The organism is Nonomuraea sp. NPDC059007 (assembly GCF_042740555.1).
In the GTDB taxonomy this organism is placed as follows: Bacteria; Actinomycetota; Actinomycetes; order Streptosporangiales; family Streptosporangiaceae; genus Nonomuraea.
On record NZ_JBHYJD010000005.1, the window covers coordinates 15415 to 33815 of the forward strand.

Annotated in this window: 19 protein-coding genes and 1 riboswitch; of the genes, 13 read left to right on the forward strand and 6 right to left on the reverse strand. The window is 72.1% G+C overall.

Annotation, left to right across the window (positions count from 1 at the left end; translation table 11 throughout):
- The first annotated feature begins 50 nt into the window (after window positions 1-50).
- From ACFWY5_RS09395 to ACFWY5_RS09405, 3 genes are all read left to right on the forward strand, one after another.
- Window positions 51-527, forward strand: a complete 477-nt coding sequence (locus ACFWY5_RS09395) for a YbaK/EbsC family protein (protein ID WP_379621465.1) — start codon at window positions 51-53, stop codon at window positions 525-527.
- A gap of 10 nt (window positions 528-537) precedes the next feature.
- A complete protein-coding gene (locus tag ACFWY5_RS09400) occupies window positions 538-1143 on the forward strand; it encodes a GNAT family N-acetyltransferase (RefSeq protein ID WP_379621467.1) in 606 nt (201 codons plus the stop codon).
- Between the two features lie 86 nt (window positions 1144-1229).
- Window positions 1230-2345 carry an aminotransferase class I/II-fold pyridoxal phosphate-dependent enzyme gene (locus ACFWY5_RS09405; protein ID WP_379631026.1) on the forward strand — a complete coding sequence of 372 codons (1116 nt, stop codon included), beginning with the start codon at window positions 1230-1232 and terminating at the stop codon, window positions 2343-2345.
- A gap of 21 nt (window positions 2346-2366) precedes the next feature.
- Here the strand turns inward: ACFWY5_RS09405 and metF are convergent, their stop codons facing one another.
- The gene (gene metF, locus ACFWY5_RS09410; protein ID WP_379621471.1) at window positions 2367-3287 is read right to left on the reverse strand and encodes a methylenetetrahydrofolate reductase [NAD(P)H]; all 921 of its coding nucleotides are present in this window, start codon (window positions 3285-3287) and stop codon (window positions 2367-2369) included.
- A gap of 70 nt (window positions 3288-3357) precedes the next feature.
- On the opposite strand from metF, the gene ACFWY5_RS09415 reads away from it, so the two are divergent.
- The gene (locus ACFWY5_RS09415) at window positions 3358-4410 is read left to right on the forward strand and encodes a polyprenyl synthetase family protein (RefSeq protein ID WP_379621472.1); all 1053 of its coding nucleotides are present in this window, start codon (window positions 3358-3360) and stop codon (window positions 4408-4410) included.
- Between the two features lie 59 nt (window positions 4411-4469).
- Here ACFWY5_RS09415 and thiE read toward each other — a convergent pair whose 3' ends face one another.
- From thiE to ACFWY5_RS09430, 3 genes are read right to left on the reverse strand one after another with little or no spacing between them, the layout of a single operon-like run.
- On the reverse strand, window positions 4470-5105 hold the full coding sequence (thiE, locus tag ACFWY5_RS09420) for a thiamine phosphate synthase (protein ID WP_379621474.1): 636 nt from the start codon (window positions 5103-5105) through the stop codon (window positions 4470-4472).
- Window positions 5083-5457 carry an Rv2175c family DNA-binding protein gene (locus ACFWY5_RS09425; protein ID WP_379621476.1) on the reverse strand — a complete coding sequence of 125 codons (375 nt, stop codon included), beginning with the start codon at window positions 5455-5457 and terminating at the stop codon, window positions 5083-5085. Before ACFWY5_RS09425 ends, thiE begins: the two co-directional genes overlap by 23 nt.
- 30 nt (window positions 5458-5487) lie before the next feature.
- Window positions 5488-6642 carry an NAD(P)/FAD-dependent oxidoreductase gene (locus ACFWY5_RS09430; RefSeq protein WP_379631027.1) on the reverse strand — a complete coding sequence of 385 codons (1155 nt, stop codon included), beginning with the start codon at window positions 6640-6642 and terminating at the stop codon, window positions 5488-5490.
- Window positions 6643-6700: 58 nt separating this feature from the next.
- Window positions 6701-6817, forward strand: a riboswitch (TPP riboswitch).
- On the opposite strand from ACFWY5_RS09430, the gene thiO reads away from it, so the two are divergent.
- The 5 genes from thiO (at window position 6807) to ACFWY5_RS09455 (ending at window position 12062) form a co-directional block, all read left to right on the forward strand.
- Entirely contained in the window at window positions 6807-7931 is a 1125-nt protein-coding gene (gene thiO, locus ACFWY5_RS09435; protein WP_379631028.1) for a glycine oxidase ThiO, read from the forward strand. (Overlaps the previous riboswitch by 11 nt.)
- 52 nt (window positions 7932-7983) lie before the next feature.
- Window positions 7984-8184, forward strand: coding sequence for a sulfur carrier protein ThiS (gene thiS, locus ACFWY5_RS09440; RefSeq protein ID WP_379621482.1), 201 nt, complete (start codon window positions 7984-7986; stop codon window positions 8182-8184).
- A complete protein-coding gene (locus ACFWY5_RS09445) occupies window positions 8177-8932 on the forward strand; it encodes a thiazole synthase (protein WP_379621484.1) in 756 nt (251 codons plus the stop codon). Before thiS ends, ACFWY5_RS09445 begins: the two co-directional genes overlap by 8 nt.
- 81 nt (window positions 8933-9013) lie before the next feature.
- Window positions 9014-10936: a Stk1 family PASTA domain-containing Ser/Thr kinase gene (gene pknB, locus ACFWY5_RS09450; RefSeq protein ID WP_379621486.1), complete on the forward strand. Its 1923-nt coding sequence runs from the start codon at window positions 9014-9016 to the stop codon at window positions 10934-10936.
- Window positions 10937-10967: 31 nt separating this feature from the next.
- Window positions 10968-12062: a hypothetical protein gene (locus tag ACFWY5_RS09455; protein ID WP_379631029.1), complete on the forward strand. Its 1095-nt coding sequence runs from the start codon at window positions 10968-10970 to the stop codon at window positions 12060-12062.
- An 11-nt stretch (window positions 12063-12073) separates the two neighbouring features.
- Here ACFWY5_RS09455 and ACFWY5_RS09460 read toward each other — a convergent pair whose 3' ends face one another.
- Complete coding sequence (locus ACFWY5_RS09460; protein WP_379631030.1) at window positions 12074-13195, reverse strand: serine hydrolase domain-containing protein; 1122 nt, start codon at window positions 13193-13195, stop codon at window positions 12074-12076.
- Between the two features lie 99 nt (window positions 13196-13294).
- Window positions 13295-14446, reverse strand: a complete 1152-nt coding sequence (locus tag ACFWY5_RS09465; protein WP_379631031.1) for a winged helix DNA-binding domain-containing protein — start codon at window positions 14444-14446, stop codon at window positions 13295-13297.
- A gap of 227 nt (window positions 14447-14673) precedes the next feature.
- Here ACFWY5_RS09465 and ACFWY5_RS09470 point away from each other — a divergent pair, with 227 nt between their 5' ends.
- From ACFWY5_RS09470 to gcl, 4 genes are read left to right on the forward strand one after another with little or no spacing between them, the layout of a single operon-like run.
- Entirely contained in the window at window positions 14674-15051 is a 378-nt protein-coding gene (locus ACFWY5_RS09470; protein WP_184960572.1) for a gamma-glutamylcyclotransferase, read from the forward strand.
- Window positions 15048-15803, forward strand: coding sequence for a hydroxypyruvate isomerase family protein (locus ACFWY5_RS09475; RefSeq protein WP_379621494.1), 756 nt, complete (start codon window positions 15048-15050; stop codon window positions 15801-15803). Before ACFWY5_RS09470 ends, ACFWY5_RS09475 begins: the two co-directional genes overlap by 4 nt.
- Window positions 15803-16633 carry an NAD(P)-dependent oxidoreductase gene (locus ACFWY5_RS09480; RefSeq protein WP_379631032.1) on the forward strand — a complete coding sequence of 277 codons (831 nt, stop codon included), beginning with the start codon at window positions 15803-15805 and terminating at the stop codon, window positions 16631-16633. The genes ACFWY5_RS09475 and ACFWY5_RS09480 overlap by 1 nt, the downstream gene beginning before the upstream one ends.
- Before the next feature lie 2 nt (window positions 16634-16635).
- The gene (gene gcl, locus ACFWY5_RS09485) at window positions 16636-18336 is read left to right on the forward strand and encodes a glyoxylate carboligase (RefSeq protein ID WP_379631419.1); all 1701 of its coding nucleotides are present in this window, start codon (window positions 16636-16638) and stop codon (window positions 18334-18336) included.
- The last annotated feature ends 65 nt before the right edge of the window (window positions 18337-18401 follow it).

Genomic DNA, 18401 nt, shown 5'->3' on the forward strand with positions numbered 1-18401 from the left:
CCACCACCATGTCGAGGTAATCCACGGGTCAATCTGTTTAGAGTGTCGGCATGCCGGAGAAGTTGCCTGCCAACGCCGTCCATGTGGCCGATGTCCTGCGCGGACTCGGAGCGACGGGTGAGATCGTGATATTGCCGGAGATAGCACCGACGGCCGCCACCGCCGCGGCCCAGCTCGGCTGCGAGGTCGGCGCCATCGCCAACAGCCTCATCTTCGACGCCGACGGCGCCCCGCTGCTGGTGCTGACGAGCGGCGCCCACCGGGTCGACGTGGAGCTGATCGCGAGCCTCGTGGGAGTCCGGAAGGTACGCCGGGCCTCGCCCGAGTTCGTCAGGGAGGCGACCGGCCAGCCCATCGGCGGCGTCGCCCCGGTCGGCCATCCCGCCCCGGTCCGTACGCTGGTCGACACCTGGCTCGGCAAGCACGAGGTGGTGTGGGCGGCCGGCGGCCATCCGCACACGGTCTTCCCCACCTCGTTCGACGAACTGGTCCGGATGACCGGCGGCACCCCCGCGGACGTGGAGTAGCGTGCACCGGGTGATCGAGTTTCGCGGCGCGGGACCGGCGGAGTTCGTCGAGCGGCTGGACACCGTGATCGACGTCTACACGGCCGCCATGCGCCCGCCGGTGGAGCAGGTCACCGGTCGCAAGGGCATCATGCACAACCACAGCACGTACCCGCTGTTCCAGTGCTATTTCGCCGAGCTCCGGCAGGTGCCCGCGGTCCGCGCGGGCGCCGTGGACCTCGGTCCGGCCGGTGCGGCGGCGGATGAGCACCAGGTGGTCGGCTTCGCCTACGGTTTCCACGGCGCGATCGGCCAGTGGTGGCACGACGTGGTCACCCGGGCGCTGGCCGAGAAGTCGGGCGGCGAGGCCGCCGACGCCTGGCTCGGCGACGCGTTCGAGCTGGCCGAGATCCATGTGCACCCGGACTTCCAGGGCAAGGGCATCGGCCGGGCGATGATCAACACGTTGTGCGCGGGCAGGAAGGAGCGTTCCGGCGTGCTGTCCACGCACGACCGCCCGACGGCCGCCCGCCACCTGTACGCGGCACTCGGCTTCACCGACCTGCTGACGCACTTCGTCTTCCCCGGCGGCTACGAGGAGTATGCGATCGTCGGCCGGCCCCTCCCCCTTTCTTGACCCTCGGCGGTGTTTGACCGCCGGCACTCCGGGCATCCATTCGATCACATAACGTAATCGTTTATTGACTCCCTGAAGGGGTTGCCATGCCCAGCGCCCCGGACCGCCTCGACGAGCGGCTCAACGCCTTCCACCTGGCGCGGATCTCGGGCACCTGGGCCGGGCCGCTCGTGCTCGCCAGCCGGCCGCCGGACCCCGACGCGATCATCCTGACCGGCAGCGACTGCCTGGCGATCGCCCGGCATCCGCGCATCGTCTCGGCCATGGCGCGGGCGATGGAGGCGGCGGCCGTACCGGAGAAGCAGGATCGTCTGGAGGCGGAGTTCGCCGCCTTCCTCGGCGCGTCCGCGGCGGTGCTGTGCCCGTCGGGGTGGGCGGCGAACACCGGGCTGATCCAGCTGATCGCCGACCCGCACCTGCCCGTCTACCTGGACGAGCGCGCGCATCGCTCGCTGCGGGAGGGCGCGCACGCGGCCCGCGCGCCGGTGGTGTGGTTCCGCCACAACGATCCCGACCACCTGCGCGGCCGCCTGCGCAGGAACGGCTCGGGGGTGATCGCCGTGGACGCGGTCTACGGCGTCGACGGCGCGGTCTGCCCGCTGGCGGAGATGGCCGCGACGGCGCGGGAGTACGAGAGCCTGCTGGTGGTGGACGAGTCGCACGCGCTCGGCACGCACGGGCCGCACGGCGAGGGGCTGGCCGCGCGGGTGGGCGCCGACTTCAGGACGGCCAGCCTGGCCAAGGCGATCCCGGGGCGGGCGGGACTGATCGTCTGCGACCGCCCGGAGTTCGTGCCGTACTTCCGGGCCGAGGCCTTTCCCGCGATGTTCAGCTCGCCGCTGCAACCGCACGACATCGCGGGCCTGGCCGCGGCGCTGGCGCTGGTGCGCGAGGAGGACTGGCGGCGTACCCGGCTGCGCGAGATCACCCGCCGCCTGCGCCAGGAGATCACCACGCTCGGCTACGCCCCGGAGCCCGGCCACGCCCACATCCTCGCGCTGGGCGCGCGCAGCAGGACCGACGTCCTGCTCGCCCGCGACCTGCTGGAACAGCGCGGCGTCTACGGCTCGGTCTGCTTCCCGCCGTCCGGCTCGCACGAGCGCGGCCTGGTGCGCCTGGCCCTGCACGCGGCCCTGTCCGACCAGGACGTGGACCGCGTGGTGGGCGCCTGCCGCGACATCCGCACGCTGTGCGGATTCTGAGCGGGTACGGCGGGCCTCAGCTCAGACCGCCACCGCCGAGTGGTTGAGCCGCGCGAAGACCTCCGCGGAGGCGCTGGAGCGGTTGAACGTGATGAAGTGGATGCCCGGCGCGCCCTCGTCGAGCAGCCGCTGGCACAGCTCGGCGCCGTGGTCGATGCCCAGCCGCCGCACCGCCGCCGGATCGTCGGCCACGGCCTCGAAGCGCGCGGCCACGTCCGGCGGGAACGGCGCCCCGGACAACTGCTCGGAACGGGCGATCGTGCTCATCTGGGTGACGGGCATGATGCACGGGATGATCGGGGTGGCGCAGCCCTTGGCCGCCACCCGGTCGCGCAGCCGCAGGTAGTCCTCGGCCTGGAAGAACATCTGGGTGATCGCGTAGTCGGCCCCCGCGCGGCACTTCTGTACGAAGTAGTCGGTGTCCGATTCGATCGACGGCGAGCGGGGGTGCTTGTAGGGGAAGGCGGCCACGCCCACGCAGAAGTCGCCGGCCTGGCGGATCAGCCGGACCAGTTCCTCGGCGTAGAGGACGCCTTCCGGGTGCTGGACCCACTCGGCGCCCGGGTCGCCGGGAGGGTCGCCGCGCACGGCCAGGATGTTGCGTACGCCGGCGTCGGCGAAGCGGCCCACCAGGTGACGAAGTTCACGGATGGAGTGGTTGACGGCGGTGAAGTGCGCCACCGGGGTGAGCGTGGTCTCGTGGGCGACGCGTTCGACGATGTCGACGGTGCGGTCGCGGGTGGTGCCGCCCGCGCCGTACGTCACGGAGACGAAGGTGGGGCGGAGCGACTCCAGCTCGCGGATGGCTCGCCACAGCTGCCGCTCGCCTTCGTCGGTCTTCGGCGGGAAGAACTCGAAGGAGAACGACCGTCCACCGGAGGCGAGCAGCTCGCGCACGGTGGGAACACGATCGGGCAGGATGGAGGGTCGACCAAGCGCCATGCACCAAGGTTACCGCCCGCGGATCGAGCGGAGATCGTAGCCTGGTCCACCGCCCGTTAGTCTCATGAGCATGACCACTGACGCCCTGCGCCAGCAGGTGGACCGTTCGCTCAGGCAGTTCGTCGGGCGGCAGGAGCCTGCCCTCGGCGATCCCGACCTGGAGCCGCTGCTGGCGGCGGCGAACGACCTGCTGTCGGGTGGCAAGCGGCTGCGCCCGGCGTTCTGCTACTGGGGCTGGCGCGGCGCGGGCGGCGAGGACGGGCCCGGCATCTTCGCCGCGGCGGCCTCGCTGGAGCTGCTGCAGGCCAGCGCTCTTGTACACGACGACGTCATGGACAAGAGCGATCTGCGCCGCGGCATGCCGTCCGCGCACCGCCGTTTCCAGGCGCTGCACGAAAAGGCCGGCTGGCACGGCGCGGCCGAGCAGTTCGGCGAGGGCGCCGCGATCCTGCTGGGCAACCTGCTGCTCATCTGGTCGGGCGAGATGTGGCGCACCAGCGCGCTGCCGCCGGAGTCGCTGGCGGCCGCGCAGCCGTTGCACGACCACATGCGCACCGAGCTGATGTGCGGCCAGTATCTTGACCTGCTGGAGCAGGCCCACGGCGAGAACTCCTTCGACTCGGCGCTGCGCGTGGCGCTGTACAAGAGCGGCAAGTACTCGGTGGAGCAGCCGCTGCGGCTCGGGCTCGTGCTCGCGGCCCGCAGCGCGGAGCCGTGGATCGACGAGCTCTGCGTGGAGTACGGCCGGCGCGTCGGCATCGCCTTCCAGCTACGCGACGACATCCTGGGCGTGTTCGGCGACCCGGCGCAGACGGGCAAGCCGGCCGGGGACGACCTGCGCGAGGGCAAGCGGACGATGCTGGTGGCCAAGACGCTGGCGGCCGCCTCCTCCGACGACGCCCAGATCGTGCGCCGCCTGCTGGGCGATCCGGCGCTCGACGAGCAGGGGGTGGCGACGCTGCGCGGCATCATCGCCGACACCGGGGCGCTGCAGGAGTGCGAGGACCTGATCGCGTCCTACCTGGACGAGGCGCTCGCGGCGCTGGCCAGGGCGCCGATCACGGAGGAGGCGCGGGCGGCGCTGGACGGCCTGGCCGTCGCCGCCACGTCCCGCAAGTCCTGACCCGGCCGAGCGGCGGGGCCGCACGTCTGACCGACGCACGGCCCCGGACGCCTACCGCATCAGGAGGACAGGCGCTTGGCGAACTCGGCCGCCGCGGCGCCGGGGTCGGCCGCCTCGGTGATGGCACGGACGACCACGGCGCGGCGCACTCCGTAGGAGAGCACCTCGTCGAGGTTGTCCAGGTCGATGCCGCCGATGCCGAACCACGGCCGGTCCGTGCCGAGCGCCGCCGCGTGCCTCAGCAGCGCGGGTCCGGGCGCGTGGCGTCCGGGCTTGGTCGGCGTCGGCCAGATCGGGCCGCAGCAGTAGTAGTCGACGCCCGGCTCCACCGCGGCGGCGGAAGCCTCCGCGGCGGAGTGGGTGGACCGTCCGATGACGATGTCGTCGCCGAGGATCTCTCGTGCGACCGTCACTGGAAGGTCGTCCTGCCCCAGGTGGAGCACGTCTGGGCGGGCCGCGTAGGCGATGTCGGCCCGGTCGTTGACGGCGAGCAGTTTGCCGTGCCGGTCGCAGGCGTCGCGGAAGACCTCGAGCAGCGCGAGCTCTTCGCGCGCCTCGAGTCCCTTCTCCCGCAACTGGACGATGTCCACGCCGTTGGCCAGCACGGCGTCGAGGAAGTCGGCCAGGTCGCCGCGTCCTCGCCGCCCGTCGGTGCAGAGGTAGAGGCGGGCCTCAGAAACCGAGGGCCTGGGCACGCCGCTTGACCTCTGTGTGCCGACCGGCCTTGATCGCGTCAACGGGCGATCCTGGCAGTGAGTCATCTGGGGTGAAGAGCCAGCGCAGGGCTTCGGCTTCGTCGTAGCCGGCGTCCTGCAGCACGGTGAGCGTGCCTGGCAGGCCCTTCATCACTTCCTTTCCGTCGAGGAAGACCGCGGGCACTTGGGGCCCGCCGCTGCCTCGCCGTACGCCGAGGAGCTTGTGGTCTTTGAGGAGTTGCTTGGCCCGCCCGATCGTGAGATCCAGGCGCGCGGCCACTTCGGGGAGAGTGAGCCACTCGCTGACGAGCTGGTCGGTCTCCCGGTCGATCTGTGCAACAGAAAGCGTCACGAAACCACAACTACCACATGGAGTGCTTGCTCAAACAACACAATCTCGTAGGGTCACATCCGGATCTACCAGGCGTTCCACATCAAGACGGGCGCCAGCCTCGATGAGACGGCGGCCCTGGACGAGGTCGCGGGGCCGGTCGGCGGCCAGCACGGCGGTGATCCGATCTTCCGCGGTCAGCCACACCGCCGACCACTTCTCCCCCTCGCGGTACACGACCCGGCCGCCCGCGGGGTGATATCCGGCGTATTGCAGCATGTGGCCGAACTGCTCCGACCAGAAGTACGGCACCGGGTCGTAGACCGCCTTCTCGCCCAGCAGCGTGGCGGCGGCCACGTCGGGAGAGTTGAGCGCGGTGTCCCAGTGTTCGACGCGCATCCGGGTCTGGAACCGGCGCGACCACCAGCTGGCGCAGTCGCCGACGGCCACCACGCCGGGCAGGGAGGTACGCAGGTGCTCGTCGGTGACGACGCCGTTGTGCAGGTCGATGTCGGCGTCGGCGAGCCATTCGAGCACCGGGCGGGCTCCGATGCCGGAGACCACGACGTGCGCGGGCACGAACTCGCCGCCGACCAGCTCCACGCCGCCTTCGACGACCTCGCTGACCATCGTGTCGAGCCGCAGGTCGACGCCCTCGTACCAGGGCAGCGTGCGCGCGCCCATCTCGCCGATCGCGTGCGACAGCGGCGTGCCGGCCGCCTCGATCACGGTGACCACGCAGCCCGCCTTGCGCGCCGCGGTCGCCACCTCGGCGCCGATCCAGCCCGCGCCCACCACGGCCACCCGCGCGCCGGGCACCAGGGCGGCCCGCAGCACGTGGGCGTCGTCGAGCGTACGCAGCACCAGCTGGGGGCCCTCGCCCGGCAGCCGGATCGGCTCGGAACCCGTCGCGATCACCAGGCCGTCGTAGGGCAGCTCGCCCTCGGTGGTCTCCACCACGCCCTCACGCAGGCTCTTCGCGGCCACGCCCGGCCGGAAGTCGGCCCGCAGGGCGGCCAGGTCGGTGTCGACGAAGCTGTCGTCGCTCGTGCCCAGCAGCACCGCCTTCGACAGGGGTGGACGGTCGTAGGGCCGGTGCCGCTCCTCGCCGAGGAGAGTGATCCTTCCTTCGAACCCGCGCCCGCGCAGCGATTCGACGCTGCGTACTCCGGCCAGGCCGGCTCCCACCACCACCACGTGATCCACGGTTCCGACCATACCGGGGTCATTCGTGGGAGTGCCTGCCGAGGCCGTAGGCTGGGACCGTAAGACGCGCGGGAGTCCGGCCTTAACCGGACTGAGAGGAAGGCTTCATCGGGCCTTCGACCGCAAGACACCTGATCCGGATCATGCCGGCGTAGGGAGCGGACATGCACGTGATCGTGGGCGGCGGCGTCGTCGGGCTCAGCGTGGCCTGGCGCCTGGCCCGCTCAGGACGGCCCGTCACCGTCGTCGACCCCGCGCCCGCCTCGGGCGCCACCCACGCCGCGGCGGGGATGCTCGCGCCGGTGAGCGAGGTCACGTTCACCGAGGAGCCGTTGCTGCGCCTGGGCGCGGCCTCGCTGGCGCGCTGGCCCGCCTTCGCCGCCGAGCTGACCGCCGACGCGGGCCTCGGCCCCGGGGCGCTCGACTACCGCGCCGACGGCACGCTCGACGTGGCCTTCGGCGCCGACGACCTGGCCGTCCTGGAGGAGACCGCGGGCTTCATGGAGAAGCTGGGCCTGCGGGTCGAACGGCTCAGCGGGCGCGAGTGCCGCCGCCTGGAGCCCATGCTCGCGCCGTCGGTGCGCGGCGGCCTCCTGGCGCCCGGCGACGCCTGGGTGGACCCGCGCAGGGTCGCCGGCGCGCTGCTGGCCGCCTTGGAGCGCCTCGGGGTCCCGATCGTGCGGGCGCGGGTGCGCGAGCTGCTGCGCGGCGATGAGGGCGTCCAGGGTGTACGGCTGAGCCCGGGTGACTCCGGCGGCGAGCCGTACCCAGAGCCGGATCGGGAGGAGCTGCGCGCCGAGCGGGTGGTGCTGGCGGCGGGGGCGTGGAGCGGCGCGCTGGCCCCGGTGCCGGTGCGGCCGGTGAAGGGGCAGATCCTGCGCCTGCGCTCGCCGCGGCCGCTCCTGGGCAGGTGCGTGCGGGGCACGGTGCACGGGCTGCCCGTCTACCTGGTGCCGCGCGGCGACGGCGAGCTGGTCGTGGGGGCCACGCAGGAGGAGCTGGGGTTCGACACCCGGGTGACCGCGGGCGGGGTGTACGAGCTGCTGCGCGACGCCCGCGAGCTGGTGCCGGGGGTGACCGAGCTGGAGCTGGCGGAGGTGGTGGCGGGGCTGCGGCCCGGCACGCCGGACAACCTGCCGCTCATCGGGCCGGGTGCTGAGCCGGGGCTGCTGGTGGCCACCGGGCATCACCGGGGCGGGGTGCTGCTGGCCCCGCTCACGGCCGCCGTCCTCATGGGCGAGGAGCGCGAGCTGTCGTCCTTGTGCTCGCCCGCCCGGTTCACGCCCTAGGTCCACCGCCTCCAGAACCAACCCGAATTTTCATCCCGAAGGGGGATATTTCATGAATGTGACGATCAATGGGGCCGCGCATGAGGTGCCCCGCGGGACGACGGTGGCGCAGGCCGTACGGACGCTGACCGAAGCCACCAAGGGCGTCGCGGTGGCCGTGAACGACGAGGTGGTCACGCGCAGCTCGTGGGAGACCACGGCGCTGGCCGACCGCGACCGGGTCGAGGTGCTGACGGCGGTGCAGGGTGGATGAGCTGATCATCGGCGGGGAGAAGTTCGCCTCCCGCCTCATCATGGGCACCGGCGGCGCCCCCTCGCTGGAGGTGCTCGACCAGGCGCTGGCCGCCTCGGGCACCGAGCTGACCACGGTGGCGATGCGGCGGCTCGACCCGTCGGCGCCCGGTTCCGTGCTCGACGTGCTGCGCGAGCGCGGCATCAAGGTGCTGCCCAACACCGCGGGGTGCTTCACCGCGGGCGAGGCGGTCCTGACCGCCCGGCTGGCCCGCGAGGCGCTCGGCACCAACTGGGTCAAGCTCGAAGTCATCGCCGACGAGCGCACGCTGCTGCCCGACCCGATCGAGACGTTCGACGCGGCGGAGCGGCTGGTGGCCGACGGGTTCGTGGTGCTGCCCTACATCGGCGACGACCCCGCTCTGGCCCGCCGCCTGGAGCAGGCCGGATGCGCGGCGGTCATGCCGCTCGGCGCGCCCATCGGCTCCGGGCTCGGCATCCGCAACCCGCACAACATCGAGCTCATCGTCGAGGCCGCCTCCGTGCCGGTCATCCTGGACGCCGGGATCGGCACCGCCAGCGACGCCGCACTCGCCATGGAGCTGGGCTGTGACGCGGTGCTCCTGGCCACCGCGGTGACCAGGGCGCAGCGGCCCGAGCTCATGGCCGCGGCGATGAAGCAGGCCGTTCAGGCCGGCCTGATGGCGCGCCGGGCCGGGCGCATCCCCCGCCGCCGCTATGCTGAAGCGTCCTCGCCCATGCACCCTTAGTGACGACGGAGTGCCACGTAATGGCATCGGTTTCGGATGGTCAGGCCCCTCCAGTGGCAAAACGACCGTAAACTCGGCCACGTGGACACGACGACCGCGGACCCTCTCGTCGGGCGACTGCTCGACGGGCGCTATCGCATCGAGTCCCGGATCGCCCGGGGCGGGATGGCGACCGTCTACCTCGCGCTCGACGTCAGGCTCGACCGCACGGTAGCGCTGAAGGTCATGCACCGCTCGCTGGCCGAGGACCCCGCGTTCGTGCGCCGGTTCATCGGCGAGGCCAAGTCCGTGGCCAGCCTCTCCCATCCCAACGTCGTGCACGTCTTCGACCAGGGCACCGACGGCGACATCGTCTACCTGTCGATGGAGTACGTGCCGGGCAAGACGCTGCGCGACATCCTGCGCGAGCGGGTCAGGCTGCCCGCCCGCGAGGCCCTGGAGATCATGATCCCGGTGCTCGCCGCGCTCGGCGCCGCCCACCAGAGCGGGATGGTCCACCGCGACGTCAAGCCGGAGAACGTCCTGCTGACCGACGACGGCCGGGTCAAGGTCGTGGACTTCGGCCTGGCCCGCGCCATCGAGGCCACGAACCAGACCCGTACCGGCGTGATGATCGGCACGATCGGCTACATGTCGCCCGAGCAGGTGACGACCGGCGGCGCCGACGTGCGCAGTGACGTCTACGCCGCGGGGATCATGCTGTTCGAGCTGGTCACCGGGCAGCAGCCCTACGACGGCGAGACGCCCATGTCGGTGGCCTACCGGCACGTGCACGACAGCGTGCCGCCGCCGTCGTCGCTGGTGCATGAGACGCCGCCGCTCATCGACACGCTCGTCACCCACGCCACCGCCCGCGACCCGCAGGACCGGCCGGCCGACGCCACCGCGATGCTGGTCGCCGCCGTCGACGCCCACCGGATGCTGCCGAGGCAGAGCACCCCGCCGCACACCTCGCCCCACAGCGGGGCGCACGCCCGCATGTCGGGCCCGCAGCACGTGCCGCCGCCCAGCCACACGCTCATCCAGCCGCGCGCCGACCTCCACACCGCCCCGCCGGCGCCGCCGCGCCGGTCGCGTGGCAGTGGCAAGGGGTTCAAGCCCAGCTGGTTCCTCATCGGGCTGGCCACCGTGATGGTCGCCGCGATCGCGATGACCGGCGCGTACTTCGCGCAGACCCGCTACGTCAAGGTGCCCACCCTGATCGGGGAGAACGTCGACGTCGCCATCAAGAACGCCCAGGGGATGGGCTTCGTCGTCAAGCCCGCCGAGGGCCGCCACGACGAGAAGTACGGCAAGGGGCTCGTGCTCAGCACCGATCCCGTCGCCGGGTCCGAGCTGGCGGAGGGCTCGACGCTGACGATCGTGCCGTCGCTGGGGCCGAAGCGCGTGGCCGTACCCAAGACCCAGGGCATGTCGGAGGCCGACGCGCGCGCCGCGATCGCCGCGGCGGGGCTGCAGGTCGGCAACGTGCGGCGGATCGAGAACCTCCAGGTGCCCCGCAGCACCGTCATCCGCTCCTCGCCCGACGTGGGCGAGCAGGTCAAGGAGGGCTCGAAGATCGGGCTGTTCGTCAGCGCCGGGCTGATCATGCCGGACGTCGGCGGCATGCCCAAGGACGAGGCCGCCGCCTACCTGGGCGAGCGCGGGCTCGGGGTGCAGGTCAACGAGGTCGACGACGACGCCGAGCCGTGCACGGTCATCGCGCAGAGCCCCAAGGCCAAGTCCGAGGTGGACAAGGGCACGCCCGCGCAGCTCACGATCTCGCGCTGCCGCGACTTCTTCGACTGGTTCCGGGGCGACGACGACGAGGCCCGTGACGACGCCGAGTTCCGGATCGTGCCGCAGGTGATCGGCAAGACCGTGAACGACGCCAGGAGCGAGCTGTCGGCGCAGGGGTTCAAGGTCAGGGTGCGCAGCCTGTTGGGCGGGGATGTGGTGCGCTACCAGCGGCCCACGCCGAACAGCGAGCGTCCGCCGGGCGCGCTGGTGTACCTCTGGCGGTGAACCTTTCGCCGTCTCGCGCGGTATGAGGTTCATGAGAGTCGCTGTGGTACTGGCCGCTGTGGCGGTCGTGGCGGGGTGCACGTCATCGGGTACGGCCGCGCCTCCTCCCACCGCTTTCGCCCGGGGCGATCGGCCCATGGCGCCGCTGGCAGGCGAGCCGCTGACCGGCAGCGGGCTGAGGGTGCTGGTGACCGGTGTTCATGTGTACCTGCTGGAGGTGGACTCCGGGCGGCGGACGGCCGTCAAGGGGCTGCCGCCCGGCCGGGAGTACTGGGGGTTCGCGGCGGGGCGGACCGTGGTGGTGGCCGCGGTCAGGCCAGGCCGGCGCGATCCCGGGCGGGTCTACGTGCTCGACGGTGTGCGGGCACGGGCGCTGGCGGATGGGGTGTGGGCGTTCGCCTCGCGCGACGGGCGCGGGGTGTGGGTGACGCGGCCCGCCGGGTCCCGGTGCGAGCTGCGCGAGTTCTCCTTCACCGGTACGGCTTCGCGGCCCGGGTTCCCGGTCGATTGTGACGAGGCGCCCTTCGCCGACTCCGTGCTCGGCCTGCTGGCCAACCGGAACGACGGGACCATGGCCGTGCTCTCTCGCGACAGCGGGCGGCCGTTGAGCGTGTCCAGGGGTGAGCCCGGGTGGCAGGTGCTGGGGACCACGCGGCGGCAGGCGCGGGCGCTGGTGCGCTCGCTCGGGGCTTCCGGGAGTGAGTCGCTCGGGCTGCTGGATCCCGCCACCCGCCGGGTCACCCCGGTGCCGTTTCCGGCCACGGAAGGGCGTGCCGCGGAGGCGGTGCCCGGCCCGGACGGGCGGCTGCTGGCCGTCCGTTTCGTGGATCCGGCGTTTCCCGGGCCCCGGCAGTACCTGGACGTGTGGGTGCTGGACATCGGGACGCTCCGGTGGACCCGGCTGCCGTCGATGCCGGTGCCCGCCTCGATCAAGACCACGTCCATGGCGTGGACCCCGGACGGGCGGCTGGTGCTGACGGGGGACTACGTGATGACGGACAAGGTGTATCCGGCCGAGCCGGACTACGCGTCGATGGTGGTGGACTGGCGGCCGGGCGAGGGTGCGGTGCGGGTGAAGCGGCTGCCGGTCGCGCGGGGCGAAGTCGCCGTCCTCGCCCCGCGCTGACCGCTTCCCCGCTATCCCTGGCTCCCCCCGCTCTGCGGGCTGCCCGGGGTGTTCGGGCAGAGGACCGACTCCGCCGCCTTGGAGATGGCCCTGACCACGTTCAGGCTTGGCTCGGCGTCCAGCGTGGTGGAGATCGCGAAGTGCTTGCGTCCGTCGCGGGTGCTGACGGTCGCCGAGGTGAAGCCGGGGGCGCCGCCGTTGGTCTGCACGATCTTCCCGCCGCACGGCGGTGGCGGCAGCGGAGGCCCGCCCTCCGGCGGGTCGGTGATCACTCGCTGGAGGTCGGCCGGCAGGAGCCTGCCCTGGAGGAAGGCCCGCCGGTAGGTGCTCATGTCGCGGGCGGTGGAGATGACGCCGCCGGCGCCGTGTCCCCAGCTGGCGTTCAGGCGGTCCATGTCGTGGAGCCTGCCGTCGGGGCCGGGCGCGTAGCCGTGGCCGTGCGGGCCCTTGATGGCCTGCGGGGGCCGGATCGGCAGGTAGGTCCCGCTCATCCCCAGCGGCCGGAAGAACCGCCGCTCGAACTCGGTCGCCAGGCTCCTGCCCGTGATCCGCTCGATGATCATGGTGAGCAGCGTGTAGTTGGCGCTGGAGTAGGAGTACTTCTCCCCCGGCTCGCCGGTACGCGCCTGCGCCCGCGAAACCTTGAGCAGGTCGGCCGGGCGGTAGTAGGTGGTGAAGTCGAAGACGTCGACGAGGTCCGGCCTGAACCACTCCGGTACGCCGGAGGTGTGCCTGATCAGCTGCCGCACGGTGATCTCGGCGGCCCGTTCGACCAGGTCCTTCTCGGCCACGACCGGCAGCACGTCGGCGAGCTTGTCGTCGAGGCCGAGCCTGCCCTCCTTGACGAGCTGGAGGATCACGGTGGCGGTCATCCCCTTGGTCTGGGAGCCGATCCGGTAGCGCGCGTCCGTCGGGATCTTCCCGCCCTTCCCGCCGAGCAGCCGCGACCCGGCGCTGCTGCGGCCCACGCGCCTGCCGTCCACGTACAGCTCGCCGATCGCCCCCAGCACGCCGTTCGCGTCGGCCAGTCCGGCGATGGCCCGCCGTACGTCGTCCGTGCCGGGGTCCACCCGGGCGGTGGCGGGCTGGGCCAGGCCCAGCGCGAGTACGGCACCGGCCAGTCCCGCGGTCATACGTTTCCCCACAATGGTCCCTTCAACGTCCGGCGGCACGAGGAGGTGTCCCTCACGCCGAGGATCTTTGTAGGGCCAGTGGTGCTAAGTCCCGATAAATCAGGCGGTGAGCGCGCGTTCCAAAGGGGTGCGGAAGCGGGGGGTGACCTTGGCTCCGGCCAGCCAGGTGGCCAGGCCGGCCGCCTCCGACTCGATGGCGGAGCGGGCCTCGGAACCCACGTCGGACAGCAGGCGCCAGACGATCTCGCCGTCCGCCCGGGTGGCCCAGCCGCCCACCACCTGGCCGTTCCACCAGACGGTCGGGCCCACGTTGCCGCTGCGGTCGAACAGGTCGGCGCGGTACTCCCGGGGGAGGTACCAGTCGCGCCCCTGCCAGCCCATCGGGGTCGGGTCCAGCGCGGGCAGCAGGGCCGCCCACGGCTCGGGTTCCGGGGGTTCGGGGTCGCCGGGGAGGACATAGCCGGTGCCCTCGTCCAGCTCGACCTCTGTCGCGTCCAGCGCCTTCAGCGCGCGGCGGGTGTCGCCCAGCGTCCAGCCGGTCCACCACTTGATGTCGGCCTCGGTCCCCGGGCCGAAGGCGCGCAGCCACCGCTCCACGAGCGCGGACTGGGCCTGCTCCACCGGCAGGCCCGGCATCGGGCCGGCCAGGGCCCATTTGTGCTGGCCGCTGATCCACGAGCCCGCCGGGCGGCCGCGGCGCACCACCGTGCCGTCCATGGCCATCAACGTCAGCAGGCGCGTGGCCACTCCCTGGCGGGTCTCCTGGCGGGTGCCGGGGGCGTACACGATCTGCCGGCGCAGTTCGGGCACGACGGCGCCGAGTTCGGTGGCGGCGGCCTCGCCGAGCTCGCCCAGCGCCGTGACCACCGCGGCCTCCGCGGCGGCGATCCACTCCTCGTCGTACGGCCCGCCCTCGGCGAAGTGCTTGACCAGCACCCGGCGTTCCCTGGCGGCGATGGCCACGGTCGAGGAGTGGTGCACGACGGGGACGAGCGCCTCGGGCACGACGAAGACGGTGCGCCGCATGCTGGTCATCCGCACGAGGGTCCGGTCGGCGTAGAGCGCCTTCTCCACCGCCGAGACCGTGGGCAGGGCGAGGCGGGCGCCCGCCGACAGGAACACCGTCGCGGGATCGGTCGCGTGCAGTGCCACGACCGACTCCACGGCCTGCTCGACGCCGGCCGCCTTGCGCGCCAGCGCGTGCCGTACGCCCAGGCGGGCGCGCCGCTGCCGCGCGGTGATCCGCTCCACGAGTGCCTCCATCCTTTTGGCCGAGGCCACCATCGCACACAACGCGCTCTTCAGCCGCACCGGCTTGGCACAACGCACAAGCTGATCGCGTACGGCACCCGCCAGCTTCGGACGTCTGGCGGCTAGACCGGCCACGAGGCCGCTGGGTGTACTGAAACGGCACTCAGGCACCGCGCTGCCCGCCACCGGGCAGACCTACGGGCCCCGTCCACAGCGAAGGAGCCTGCATGACCCTGATGTTCCTGAACGGCGGCGCCATGCGGGGCGGACCGCTGCACCACCTGCTCGGCGACGCGCCACTCGTGGCCGAGACCCGTACGGCGGCCAAGTACCGCTTCTACTCCGTCGGCGGCCGATGCCCCGCGCTGTACCCGGTCTCGCACGGCGGCGCCGAGATCGACGGCGAGCTGTACGACCTGGACCTGGACCGGCTGCGTGACCAGGTCCTGCCGGCCGAGCCGCCGGAGCTGGAGCTGGGGGTGATCGAGCTGGCCGACGGCAGGTCGGCGCTGGCCATGCTGCTGCGCCGGCCGAACACCTCGCACGCCGAGCTGGCCGACATCACCGACTTCGGTTCCTGGACGACCTACAAGGAGAGAGCGTGAGGTTCGACGTCAACTGCTCCATCCTGTTCACCGGCCTCCCCCTGCTGGAGAGGCCGGCCGCGGCCAAGGCCGCCGGGTTCGAGGGGGTGGAGTTCTGGTGGCCGTTCGCGGCCGCCGTACCGGATGACCATGAGGTGGACGCGTTCGTCGCCGCGGTCGAGGACGCGGGGGTGCGGCTGGTCGGGCTGAACTTCGCCGACGACATCGCCGAGGGCGGGCGCGGGCTGTTCTCGCGGCCCGCCGACCGGGCGCGGCTGCGCGACAACCTCGACGTCGCGGTCGGCATCGCGCAGCGGCTGGGATGCACGGCGCTCAACGCCCTGTACGGCAACCGCGTCGCCGGCCAGGAGCGGCAGCAGGACGTGCTGGCGCTGGAGAACCTGGCGCTGGCCGCGCGCAAGGCGGCGGCGATCGGCGCGGTGGTGCTGGTCGAGGCGCTCAACAGCTACGAGTCGCCGTCCTATCCGCTGGTGTCGGTGAAGGGCGCGATCGACGTGATCGAGAACGTCGGGGAGCCGAACGTGCGCTTCCTGTGCGACCTGTACCACCTGGCCCGCATGGGCGAGGACCTGACCGCGGCTCTCGCACATCCGCTGGTCGGCCACGTCCAGATCGCCGACGCGCCGGGCCGCGGCCGTCCGGGGACCGGGGAGATCCCGCTCAAGCGCCTCCTGGACGGCTACGACGGCTGGGTGGGGCTGGAGTACAAGGACCCCGGCCTCGACTTCGACTGGATCAAGGAGTTCAGCTAGTGAAGATCGGTTTCATCGGGCTCGGGATCATGGGCAGGCCCATGGCCGGGCATCTGGTCAAGGCGGGACACGAGGTGACCGGCTACGACCTGAACCCCGTGGAGTTCGGGGGCGCCCTCGCGGGCGGCGTGGCCGAGGCGGTGAGCGGGGCGGACGTGGTGATCACCATGCTGCCCGCCGACCCGCAGGTCGAGGCCGTTTTCCCGGAGATCTCGGCGAACGCCCGGCCGGACGCCCTGTACATCGACTTCTCCACCATCACCCCGCAGACCTCGCTGAAGGTCGCCCAGCAGTGGAAGCGCAGCCTCGACGCCCCGGTCTCCGGCGGGGAGAAGGGCGCGGTCGACGCGGTCCTGTCGATCATGGTGGGCGGTTCGGCGGACGACTTCGAGGCCGCGAGGCCGGTCTTCGAGGCCGTCGGCACGACGTACAAGCTGGTCGGCGGCCCGGGGGCCGGCCAGTACGTGAAGGCCGCCAACCAGCTCGTCGTCGGCGGCACCTACGCGCTCGTCGCCGAGGCGATCGTGCTGATGGAGGCGGCGGGGGTGGACGCCGCCGCGGGCCTGGACGTGCTCGCCGGCGGCCTGGCCGGCAGCCGCATCCTGGAGCTCAAGCGCGCCTCGATGCTGGCCCGCGACTTCCGGCCGGGCTTCCGCATCGACCTGCACCACAAGGACATGGGCATCATCCTCGACGCCGCCCGCGGCGCCGAGGTGGCCATCCCGATGGGCGCGCTGACCGCGCAGCTCGTCGCCGCCGCGCGGGCACAGGGGCACGGCGGCCTCGACCACTCCGCCCTGCTCAAGGTCGTCGAAGGGCTCAGCCGATGAAGATGCCAGCGATGGAGGCCGTCGTCCACGTCCTGCGGTCGGAGGGCGTCGACGTCGCCTTCGGCTGCCCGGGCGCGGCCATCCTGCCCCTGTACAAGGCCATGGAACGGCTCGGCGGCATCGAGCACCTCATCGTCAGGCACGAAGAGGGCGCCACCCACATGGCCGACGGCTGGGCGCGCACCAACGGCCGGGTCGGCGTCGCCATCGGCACCTCGGGCCCGGCCGGCACCAACATGATCACCGGCCTGTACACCGCGATCGCCGACTCGATCCCGATGATCTGCATCACCGGCCAGGCCGCCTCGACGAAGCTGCACCAGGAGGCGTTCCAGGCGGTCGACATCGTGGAGATCGCCAAGCCCGTCACCAAGTGGGCCGTGCAGATCAAGGAGGCCGCCCAGGCCCCCTGGATCTTCCGCGAGGCCTTCCGCATCGCGCGATCGGGCCGCCCGGGGCCGGTCCTGATCGACATCCCGGTGGACATCGCCAAGCAGGAGATCGAGTACGACCCGGTCATCGACGCGCCGCTGCCCGTCACCCAGGCGCACCCGCACCCGCCGCGGGTCGAGCGCGCCCTGGACATGCTGCTGGCCGCCGAGCGGCCGATCATCCTGTCCGGCGGCGGCGTCATCCTCGCCGACGCCTCGCGGGAACTGGCCGAGCTGGCCGAGCTGCTGCAGATCCCGGTGCAGGCCACGCTCATGGGCAAGGGCTCCATCGACGAGGACCACCCGCTGTACTGCGGCATGACCGGCATCCAGACCTCCCAGCGGTACGGCAACGCCTCCTTCCTGGAGTCGGACCTGGTGCTGGCGCTCGGCGCCCGGTTCGGCGACCGGCACACCGGCACGCTCGACGTCTACCGGGGCTCGCGCAAGTTCATCCACGTGGACATCGAGCCGACGCAGCTCGGCCGGGTCTTCGGTCCCGACCTGGGCGTCGTCTCCGACACCCGGCTGTTCCTGCGGGCGGTCATCGCGCTGGCGCGCGAGCGCGGCGTGAGCCGTACGCCGGGGGCGTGGGTGGCGCGCGTGCGGGAGCTCAAGCGCACGCTCACCCGCCGCGAGGACTTCGACGACGTGCCGATCAAGGCGCCGCGGGTCTACAAGGAGATCAACGAGTACTTCGACGACGAGACGTACTTCGTCACCGCGATCGGCCTCTACCAGATCTGGGGCGGCCAGCACCAGAAGGCCGGCAAGCCGCGCCGCTACCAGGTGTGCGGGCAGGCCGGGCCGCTCGGCTGGGAGATCCCGGCGGCCATCGGCGTGAAGAAGGCCAGGCCGGAGGCCACCGTCGTGGGAGTCGTGGGCGACTACGGTTTCCAGTTCCTGGTCGAGGAACTGGCGGTGGCGGCGCAGTACAACGTGCCGTTCGTGCTGGTGATGCTCAACAACGAGTACCTGGGGCTGATCCGGCAGGCCTCGATCGGCTACGACATGAACTACGAGGTGAACATCCACTACGACGAGTTCGGCTCGGACAACGTCAAGATCATGGAGGCGTACGGCTGCGCCGGCACGCGCGTCTTCGACCCGGCCCAGATCCGTTCCTCGCTGGAATGGGCCACGAAGGAGGCCGGGCGGACCTCGCGGCCCGTGCTGGTCGAGATCATGATCGAGCGTGAGGCCAACACCCCGCACAGCCTGTCGTCCATCGACGCGGTGCGGGAGTTCGAACCCCTTCCGGAGCAGGTGTGATGATAGGCACGCCTTCCTGCCCGCTCGCACCGGGCAGGAAGGCGCGTCCGGCCATTCTGTAACAG